Annotated in this window: 8 protein-coding genes and 1 pseudogene; 4 read left to right on the top strand and 5 right to left on the bottom strand. The window is 71.2% G+C overall.

What is annotated here, in order from left to right; all coding sequences use genetic code 11:
• The 4 genes and pseudogenes from ACFHW1_RS28170 to ACFHW1_RS28155 form a co-directional block, all read left to right on the top strand.
• Positions 1–844 (top strand): glycosyltransferase family 4 protein (locus tag ACFHW1_RS28170; protein ID WP_416555003.1); only part of this gene is annotated, 844 nt, incomplete at its 5' end.
• A gap of 228 nt (positions 845–1,072) precedes the next feature.
• Positions 1,073–1,809, top strand: a pseudogene (locus ACFHW1_RS28165) (serine/threonine-protein kinase); the annotation flags it as partial.
• A 136-nt stretch (positions 1,810–1,945) separates the two neighbouring features.
• On the top strand, positions 1,946–2,713 hold the full coding sequence (locus ACFHW1_RS28160; RefSeq protein WP_416555001.1) for a TIGR03089 family protein: 768 nt from the start codon (positions 1,946–1,948) through the stop codon (positions 2,711–2,713).
• A gap of 82 nt (positions 2,714–2,795) precedes the next feature.
• Entirely contained in the window at positions 2,796–3,602 is an 807-nt protein-coding gene (locus ACFHW1_RS28155) for a metal-dependent hydrolase (protein ID WP_416554999.1), read from the top strand.
• Between the two features lie 9 nt (positions 3,603–3,611).
• Here ACFHW1_RS28155 and ACFHW1_RS28150 read toward each other — a convergent pair whose 3' ends face one another.
• The 5 genes from ACFHW1_RS28150 to ACFHW1_RS28130 all read right to left on the bottom strand — a co-directional run bounded on the left by ACFHW1_RS28150 (position 3,612) and on the right by ACFHW1_RS28130 (position 8,770).
• Positions 3,612–4,205 carry a nucleotidyltransferase family protein gene (locus tag ACFHW1_RS28150; protein WP_416555027.1) on the bottom strand — a complete coding sequence of 198 codons (594 nt, stop codon included), beginning with the start codon at positions 4,203–4,205 and terminating at the stop codon, positions 3,612–3,614.
• A 134-nt stretch (positions 4,206–4,339) separates the two neighbouring features.
• Positions 4,340–5,950 (bottom strand): bifunctional 3'-5' exonuclease/DNA polymerase, encoded by a 1,611-nt coding sequence (locus ACFHW1_RS28145; RefSeq protein WP_416555025.1) that lies wholly within the window; start codon positions 5,948–5,950, stop codon positions 4,340–4,342.
• A gap of 210 nt (positions 5,951–6,160) precedes the next feature.
• Entirely contained in the window at positions 6,161–6,823 is a 663-nt protein-coding gene (locus ACFHW1_RS28140; RefSeq protein WP_416554997.1) for a hypothetical protein, read from the bottom strand.
• Positions 6,795–8,021, bottom strand: a complete 1,227-nt coding sequence (locus ACFHW1_RS28135) for a hypothetical protein (RefSeq protein ID WP_416554995.1) — start codon at positions 8,019–8,021, stop codon at positions 6,795–6,797. The genes ACFHW1_RS28140 and ACFHW1_RS28135 overlap by 29 nt, the downstream gene beginning before the upstream one ends.
• A gap of 62 nt (positions 8,022–8,083) precedes the next feature.
• Positions 8,084–8,770 (bottom strand): ATP-binding cassette domain-containing protein, encoded by a 687-nt coding sequence (locus tag ACFHW1_RS28130; RefSeq protein WP_416554993.1) that lies wholly within the window; start codon positions 8,768–8,770, stop codon positions 8,084–8,086.
• Positions 8,771–9,049: the final 279 nt, after the last annotated feature.

Here is a 9,049-nt window from a genome sequence, read left to right as displayed (position 1 = left end):
CATCGAACACTGGCTCGGCCACGAGTCGTGCCGGGTGATCACCTGCTCCGGCTACATGCGCTGGGAGGTCAGCCACCTGCTGGAGCTGCCGGCGTCGCGGGTGGACGTGATTGCCAACGGGGTGAACGACCGGGTGTGGCGCTCGTCGACGCGGGCGGTGGCGGCGGCCCGCGAGCGGTACGCCGCCGACGGGCCGCTGATCGGCTTCGCCGGCCGGCTGGTCTACGAGAAGGGCGTTCAGCACCTGATCGCCGCGCTGCCGTGGCTGCGGCAACGCCATCCCGGGCTGCGGGTGATCGTCGCCGGTGACGGGCCGTACCGGGGTGAGCTGCAGGCGCAGGCCGTGCGGCTCGGCGTCGCCGATCTGATCAACTTCGCCGGGTTCATGACCGAGTCGCAGCTGCCGGCGGTGCTGGGCGCGACCGACGCTACCGTGGTGCCGAGCCTCTACGAGCCGTTCGGCATGGTGGCGCTGGAGGCGGCGGCGGCCGGCGCGCCGCTGGCCGTGTCGGCCACCGGCGGGCTCGCCGAGATCGTCGAGCCCGGCGTGACCGGTACGACGTTCCGGCCACAGGATCCGCACGGGCTGGCCCAGGCGGTGCACACGCTGCTCTCCGACGAGCTGTTCGCCCGGCGGGTGGCCCGGGCGGCCCGGCAGCTGGTGACCCGGCGGTACGGCTGGGCGACGATCGCGGCGCAGACCGCCACCACGTACGCCGCCGCCGTGCGCGAGGCGCCGGGCTTCAACACCCGGCGGGCGGCCGCCCAGCTGGCCGGCGGGGCGGGCAAGCTCGTCGTGCCGGACGGCAACCTGCTCGCGGCGGTCGGCGGCGCCGTCTCGTAGGCGCTTCAGCTGCTCATCGGCAGCGCGGTTGCCGTCGGCAGGGCACTCGGCTGTTAGGTCACCCGGCGCAGCGAAACGGCTGATGGTCGCCACTTCTCCAGCTGATCCGGCATCACCAGCCCACAACTACTGTATGCAGTCGTGGGCTGACGATGGGAGACGGTGATCGTGTCACCGCAGCTGATCGCGGACCGCTACCGACTCGTACGTCCGGTCGGCAGCGGCGGGATGGGACGGGTCTGGCTGGCGCGCGACGAGGTCCTGCGTCGCGACGTCGCCGTCAAGGAAGTGCTGCCCCCGGACTGGATGAACGACGCCGAACGCGAGGCACTGCGCCGCCGGACGCTGCGGGAGGCGCGCAGCGCTGCCCGGCTCAACCACCCCAACGTGGTCCGCATCTACGACGTACGGCACGTCGCCGGCTGCCCGCTGATCGTGATGGAGTACGTCCGGTCCCGTTCGCTGCACCAGGTCGTCGCCGAGGACGGCCCGCTGCCGCCGGTACGGGTCGCGGCAATCGGTCGACGGGTGCTGGCCGCGCTGCGGGCCGCGCACGGCCACGGGGTCCTGCACCGCGACGTCAAGCCGCACAACGTGCTGATCGGCGACCGGGGCCGGGTGGTACTGACTGATTTCGGACTCGCCACCCTGGACGGCGACGGCTCGATCACCCGGACCGGGATGGTGATCGGTTCGCCGCAGTACATCGCGCCGGAGCGCGCCCGGGACGGGGTGTCCACCGTGGCGGCCGACCTGTGGTCGCTCGGCGCCACGCTGTATGCCGCCGTCCAGGGCCGCGCCCCGTACGCCCGGTCGACGCCGATGGCGACGCTGACCGCGCTGGCCACCGCGCCACCGGACCCGGCGACCCGGGCCGGGCCGCTGCGGCCGGTGTCGCCGGCCTGCTGCGACGCGACCCGAGACGACGGCTCGACGTGGACGAAACCGACCGGATGCTGCGCCGGGTGACCGCCGACGCCCCGCCCGGTACCACCGCCGCGACCCGGCCCCAACTGCGCGACGTGGCCGCACGGTTACGGGTCCCCGGCACCCTGACCCGGTAGGGTCGGCCGCGACGATCATTCACACCCTGGAGTACGCATGGACGCCTCCGCCCTCGCCAGCGCGCCCGGCCTGGGCATCTACCCGGGCGACCCGGCAACGCCCCTGCTGACCTGCTACGACGACGCCACCGGCGAGCGGACCGAGCTCTCCGCGACGGCGCTGGGTGCCTGGGCGGCCCGGACCGCGGCGGTGCTGCGCGACGGCTGCGGGCTGGTCACCGGCGACCGGGCGGCGATCCTGCTGCCGCCGCACTGGCAGACCGCCGCCGTGCTGCTGGGCGCCTGGTCGATCGGGGTGTCGGTGTCGATCCGGTTGGCCGCCACCGCCGGCCTACCGGTGATCGAGCCGGGAGGCGACGAGCCGCTGGACGCGGTGTTCGCCGCCCGCGGCCGGATCGACGACTGGTTGGAGGACGTGCCCGGGGCGCGGCACCGGTTCATGCTCGACATCGGTGCCCGGGCTGCGGCGGGCACCCCGCCGCCGGAGGGCTACCGGGACTTCCTCGCCGAGGCGTGCCGGTACCTCGGCCGGCCACCAGCGTACGGGCTGGTCCGGCCGGGTGATCTGGCCAGCGTGGACGGGACCAGTTACGCCGAGTGGGGTTCACTGGCGCTGGAGATCGCCGCGCAGCAGGACGTCACCGCCGGCGACCGGGTACTGGTTGACGGCGGCCAGCACGAGCACCCGCTGTTCTGGCTGCTCGCGCCGCTCGCCGTCGGCGCGAGCGTGGTGCTCTGCGTCAACCTGGACCCGGACCGGCTCGATCCCAGGGTGGACAGCGAAGGAGTCACCCGGGTGCTCTGACCGCCGTACCGGTGTGGACGGTGCCACCACCATCTGACAGAGTTGCCTCCGCCGAGAAGTTGACCTTGGAGGAAACCCGATCATGATGGGTCCGTCCCACGCGCTGTCCGGCGCCGCCGTGTGGCTCGCCGGTTCCTGGGCGCTCGACCAGTTCGCCGGCTACGAGCAGTCGCCGCTGATGATCGCGGTCGGCACCGCCGTCTGCGCCGGCGGCGCGCTGTTCCCGGATCTGGACCTGTCCGGCAAGGTCACCCGCAACCAGGGCGGCGCCACGGTCGCCCGGACCTTCGGTGTGGTGTCGCTGTTCGTCGCCGAGGTCATTGAGAAGATATCCCTCGGCGTCTACTACGCGACGAAGCTCAGCAAGGATCCGAACCGCAAGAACGGGCACCGGACCCTCACCCACACCATTCCATTCACCGTGCTGGTCGGTTGGGGCACCACCGCGCTGTGCACCGCGTACGGCAAGTGGGCGGTGATCGCCATCCTGTTCTTCATGATCGGCCTGGCGTTGCGGGGGCTGTTCGACGAGTGGGCCAAACGCGCCGGCTGGGTGATCGTCACCCTGCTGTCGCTCGGCGCCGCCTACTTCACCTACCTGCACCTGCCCGGTGACCGGGGCTACCCGATGCTCGGCCTGGCGATGGGGGTCGGCTGCTTCGTCCACATCCTCGGTGACCTGATCACCCGGGCCGGCGTACCGATCCTGTGGCCGATCCCGGTCAGCCGGCGCATGTGGCGGATGTTCGGCCCGCCGGACCGGTACTCCATCAGGGCCGGCAGCAAGTTCGAAGTGGTCGTGCTCCGCGGTGTGTTCAGCGTCGTGTCGGTGCTGGCCATCATCGGGCTGGCCATCCCGGCGGTGCACCGGCACTTCACCGCCAGCTGAGCCCTCGGCTCACGCCGGGGTGCGCTGCACCGGCACCGCCAGCCCCCACGCCGCCACCGACTCCGGAGTGTCCACCTGCCCGCCTTCGGCGACTCCGTCACAGGAGATGTCGATGACCTCGCCGGTGTGCGCGAGCAGGTACGGCCGGGCCCCGCCGTCGGCGTTGGCCAGGGTCGCGATCGCCGCCCAGTGCCGCCGGCCGAACACCATCGGGTAGCTGCGCGTGCCGGCGTAGGTGGCGCAGACCAGCACCTCCGGGTACGGCAGCGCGGTCACCCGGCGCAGCGCGTCAGCGGTGATTCCCGGCATGTTGACCGGGAACACCACCACCGCCTCGGTGTCGCTGTCCTTCAACGCGTCAAGTCCGACCCGCAGCGACGAGCCGAGCCCGGTGCCCCAGGCCCGGTTGACCACCACGGTGGCACCGGTCAGGTCGGCGGTGTCGCGTACCTGGTCGGCGGCGGCGCCGAGCACCACCACGACCGGATCACAGCCGGTCTCCCCCACGATCCGCAACGCCCGTTCGACCAGCAGTTGGTCGCCGCGGTACAGCAGGGCCTCCGGCCCGCCGATCCGCCGACCCCCACCAGCCGCGATGATCATCCCCGCGATCCGACTCAGCTGAGCCACCCCCGCAACGTCTGCCCGGCCGGTCCAGCCCGGCCGGCGGTCACAGCGCCCGCCAAACGCTGCCCGATCCGATGGAACGCACAACGGTCCCAACGATCAGGTGGCGATCAGGTGGCGTCCGCGTAGCAGGTGACGGTGGATACCTCGAGCGGGACCCGGACCGGGGTGTCGCCGAACAGCACCGTGGTGGCCCGGCCGGCGCATTCCCGCACGGCGGCGGCGACCGCCGCCGCCTGCGTCGCCGGACAGTGCACCACCACCTCGTCGTGTTGAAAGAAGACCAGCTCGGCGGCGGTGCCGGCGATCGCCTGACGGACGGTGGCCAACAGGGTCAGCGCCCACTCGGCGGCGGTCGCCTGGGCGACGAAGTTGCGGGTGAACCGCCCCCGGGCCGGGCTGCCGACGTCGGACGGTGGGCAGGTCCGGCCGAGCCAGGAGCGCACCAGGCCACCGGTCTCCCCGGTCCGGGCCGCCGACTCCAGGTACTCGAACGCCACCGGGTAGCTGCGGCGCAACACGGCGAGGGCCGGCACGGCGGCGCCACCGGTCTGCCCGTACATGGCCCCGAGCAGGGCGACCTTCGCCCGGGCCCGGTCACCGCCGAACGAGTCGCGGGCCAGCGCGGCGTACAGGTCACCGGCGCCGCCGGCGGCGGCCAGCCGGCGGTCACCGGACATCGCGGCGAGCACCCGTGGCTCCAGCTGGGCGGCGTCGGCCACGACGAAGCACCAGCCGGGATCGGCGACCACCGCCCGGCGTACCGCCTTGGGGATCTGCAACGCCCCGCCGCCCCGGGTGGCCCACCGGCCGGACACCACCCCGCCCGGCACGTACTCGGGGCGGAACCGGCCGTCGCGTACCCAGGCCTGCCGCCACGCCCAGCCGTGCGCGGTCCAGATCCGATGCAGTTCCTTGTACTCGATGAGCAACGGAACGGCCGGATGGTCCACGCCGCGCAGCACCCAGGCCCGGGTGTTCGGCAGGCTGATCCCGACCCGGGCGAAGGCCCGCAGCACCTCGGCCGGCGAGTCGGCGTGCAGCTGCCGGACGCCGAACGCGGCGGCGATCCGGCCGGCTAGCTCGGCCAGCCGGCGCGGCGGCCCGCCGACCGGTGACGGTGTGCCGAGCAGCTCGGTGAGCAGCGCGTCGTGCAGGCCGGCCCGCAACGGCAGCCCGGCGGCACCCATCTCGGCGGCGACCAGCGCGCCGGCCGACTCGGCGGCGACCAGCAGCCGGAACCGGTCCGGTCGGGCGGTGCCGGCGATGCGGCGCTGCTGGTCGGCGTACACCCGGGTGAGCGCGTCGATCGGGTCGGCGACCGTCGCCGGGGCCGGCACGTCGTCGAACAACGCGGTCTGGCCGTGTCCGGGTGGCGCGGCACCCGGCGCGGGCGGGTCGGCTGGCACCGGCGCGCCGGTCAGCCGGGCGTACGCGGCGGCGAGCGACCGGGGCTCGCCCCAGCGTCCGTCGTAGCCGAGCAGCAGCGCCTCGGTCAACTCGGCGTCGTGGCAACGCTCGACCCGGACCTCGGCCCGCAGCAGGCCCGGGTAGATCGCCCCCGTCGCCGCCCACAGCCACCGGGGCGGCCCGGACGCACCGGGTTCGGCAAGGTGACCGGCGATCCGGGCGGCCAGGTCGGCGGCCGGCTCGACCGGACCCGCTGGCTGCCCGTCGGGCCGCAGCGGGCGCAGTGATCCGCCGCCGCCAGGTCCCGCCATCACCGCCACCAGCACCCTGCCATTGTGACCGTCAGGTCTGACGGCAAAGGCGCTTCCCGGACAGCTCCGATAGATCTACTGGCGCATACGGCACCTACCTGCCTGGCAGTACCGGCGGACCGTCGATCGACCCGCCACCCGCATCGCTGCGGGTGCGGCGCTGAGCAGCGTGTTCACCCGCGCGATCCGCTTCGGAGGGAGCTCGGTTCATCACAGCCAAAGCGTTCGAAGGTGCCGGCGGCGCCAGGGGGTCATCCGATAGGCGGCCAGACCCACGGCGAACAGCCCGAGGCTGAGCAGCAGAGCAGGGACATCGGCGTACGGCCGGATGCTGAACTCCCACCACCAGTAGTCACCGCCGGAGTGGTACCCCCAGTAGAAGAAGACCACCGCGACCAAGGCGGGCAGGGTCCAGGCGAGCCGCCAGCCGAGGAACACCCCGGCGAGCAGCGCCAGCCCGAACCACGCCAGCCACGACCGCAGCATGACCAGCAGGATCTCCGGGTCGATGGTGAGCGCCGCGAGCGCCAGGAAGATCGACGCACAACTCACGGTCATGCCGGCCAGGTAGGTCCGTTGCATCCGGCTCAGGCTTCGAGTCACCCCTTGCTCCAGGTCGGCCAAGTGGCTCTGCATCGCCAGCACTGGCAGGACCGCCGCACCGATGGCCAGCAGTCGCCACAGCGGAATGCGTCCCTGGCCGTGGTCCACGACGGATGGCACCGCCACCTCCACCGTCCCGAGCCACGCGGTCAGGACACCGCAGACGGCCACGGCCAGCAGGATCGACCGGGTCCGCCGGACGGCGAGGAAGATATGGGCCGGCACCGCCGTCGCCGTGGCCTCATTCTCCCGACGTGCAGTAGCGACCACGGATCTCGCGTACCTCTCCCTCGGCCCACAGGAACTGCTCGTCCTGGGAAAGATCCCGCAACCTGGCGCGACCATCAGCCCAGTTTTGCTGCATCTCGGCCGGCGCGTTGGTCTGGTAGTCGGGAATGGCTCCGCCCACAAGATACGCTTCCAGCCACGCGCTGAATACTTCCAGTCGCACCATGTCCGCTTCCGTCATGGTGTGCCAGGCACAGTCCTCCGTACCTTGGAAGTTGAATGTGGCGCTGGTGATCGCGCTCTCGATACCGCCGGCGTAGGACCACGGGCTGCCCTCGATGATCAAAAAGTAGGGGGCCGCCTCGGGGTTACTCATCCGCAGGTCTATCCGATTCCCGAACTGCGAACCTGGGTCGATTCCATGCTCATTCATCCGGGGCGGCAGCACGAAGGCGTCTGGCAGCGCGGCGATCCGACCGCTCATCTCCTCCAATCGCGGAAGATACTTCTCGTGCTCCGGCCAGACACAGAGCACGGCGGGACCTGGAATGCATGTGGCCTGATCTTGCGCGGGTTCCCGTGGCACCGCGATGGCGGTGCTGGTCAGAACCCCGATGAGCACCGTGGCGGCGGCAGCAGGGAGCGGCAGATGACGTCCGCGCAGGCGGGCGCCGGCCGGCACCCAGAGCAGGGCCATCAGCAGGGCCGTCACGGCGGCGAACCGCACCGTCAGGATCACCGGGTCCACGGTCATCGACGGTAGACCTGTAATGACAATCGCTGATCCCTGTCGATCCAGCAGCCCGAGGAGCACCAGGAAGGCCAGGGCAGCAACCAGCGGGGCGAGTCCCGACCCGAATATCTTCCCCATCGTCCAGCCGACAGCGGCCGCGAACAGCGTGACGAAGACACCGACCGCGAAGTAGCCCAGCCATAGGTGTAACCCCGGCGGGAAGGTCCGGGCGGTCATTATGAAGCCTGTCGCCTGACCGACCAGGTATGGCACGAGCAGGATGACGATCGTCGCGGACAGCCGGTAGCCCTCGCTCACCGCCGGCCGCACCCGCGCTGCGGCGGCCTGCTCCACGAGTCCGTGCCGGGCCGTGGCCGTGGCCGCCCACGCCGCCGCGCCAGCACCGAGTACCCCGACGAGATAGGCCGGGACCTGCGCCGCCGCTCCGGTTTCCGGCCAGACGCCGACCCAGTAGTTGGTCCGCAGGAAGAGGACCGCTACGTCCAACGCGATCAGGACCGGCAGTGCCCAGCGGACCGGGGAGTTGCGGATGTGTAGCCAGAGGATTCTCATACCGCCTGCTCCGCCTCGGGCAACAGGTGCATGTAGGCCCGTTCCAGCGGCGTGTGACCGGGCAGATCGTCGCGGGCCGTGGCTTCCAACTCCGCTATGCTGCCGTCGAACCGGGCGACGCCACCATGCATGACCACGACCCGATCGGCGATGGCGGCGACGTCGTCGATCAGATGGGTGCTGAGCACCACCACCGCGTCCGCCAGACCGGAAATGATCTTGCGGAACTGTAGCCGCTGCCGGGGGTCGAGCCCCACTGTCGGCTCATCCAGCAGCACCACACCCGGGCGCCCCACTACCGCCCATGCGATCCCCGCCCGCTGCCGCATCCCACCGGAGAGCTTGCGCATCTTGTCCCGACGACGATCAACAAGATCCACCATCTCCAGTGCCTCGTCAACAGCCCCGCGTCGCCGGCTCGGCGGAACTCCCCGCATCCACGCCGCGTACGTCACGAAGTCGGACACGCTCATCTGCGGATCGAAGCCGAAGGCCTGCGGCAGATATCCGATGTCGTCGCGAATCCGGCGCGCGCTGCGCTCGTCAACCACCTCGACACCGCCGATGCGCAGAGAACCGTACTGCGGCGGCATGATAGTGGCCAGGGTCCGGAGCAGCGTCGTCTTTCCCGCACCATTCGGACCGAGCAACGCGGTGACACCCGATTCCAGAGTCAGACTCAACCCGTCGATCGCCAGTGTCTTCCCGTATCGCTGGGAAACACCGTTGAGCACTACTTCCATTGAGAAGCTTTCTCGTCTTTAGGGCGACGGTCCGAGGGTGGAGGTCATCCTCTGGCCCCCACCCCGGATACGTCAACCGCTAGTAGTAGGTGATTTGACCGTTCGAGACACCGAAGGTGCAGTCGGACCCCGGGACGTCTGCCGTGCTCCACTGAGGCCCAATGCTGCGTAGCTTAAGTTGATCTTGGGGTGTGGCCTGCGGTTGTGTGGCTGCTGTCG

It is taken from the genome of Micromonospora sp. LOL_014 (assembly GCF_048060245.1).
Classification (GTDB): domain Bacteria; phylum Actinomycetota; class Actinomycetes; order Mycobacteriales; family Micromonosporaceae; genus Micromonospora_E.
This window is presented reverse-complemented; position numbering and strand designations above follow the sequence as displayed.

Excerpts from the sequence above, each read along its gene's own strand:
- ACFHW1_RS28160 (WP_416555001.1), top strand. The coding sequence starts at position 1,946 with ATGGACGCCTCCGCCCTCGCCAGCGCGCCCGGCCTGGGCATCTACCCG.
- ACFHW1_RS28155 (WP_416554999.1), top strand. The coding sequence starts at position 2,796 with ATGATGGGTCCGTCCCACGCGCTGTCCGGCGCCGCCGTGTGGCTCGCC.
- ACFHW1_RS28150 (WP_416555027.1), bottom strand. The coding sequence starts at position 4,205 with ATGATCATCGCGGCTGGTGGGGGTCGGCGGATCGGCGGGCCGGAGGCC.
- ACFHW1_RS28145 (WP_416555025.1), bottom strand. The coding sequence starts at position 5,950 with ATGGCGGGACCTGGCGGCGGCGGATCACTGCGCCCGCTGCGGCCCGAC.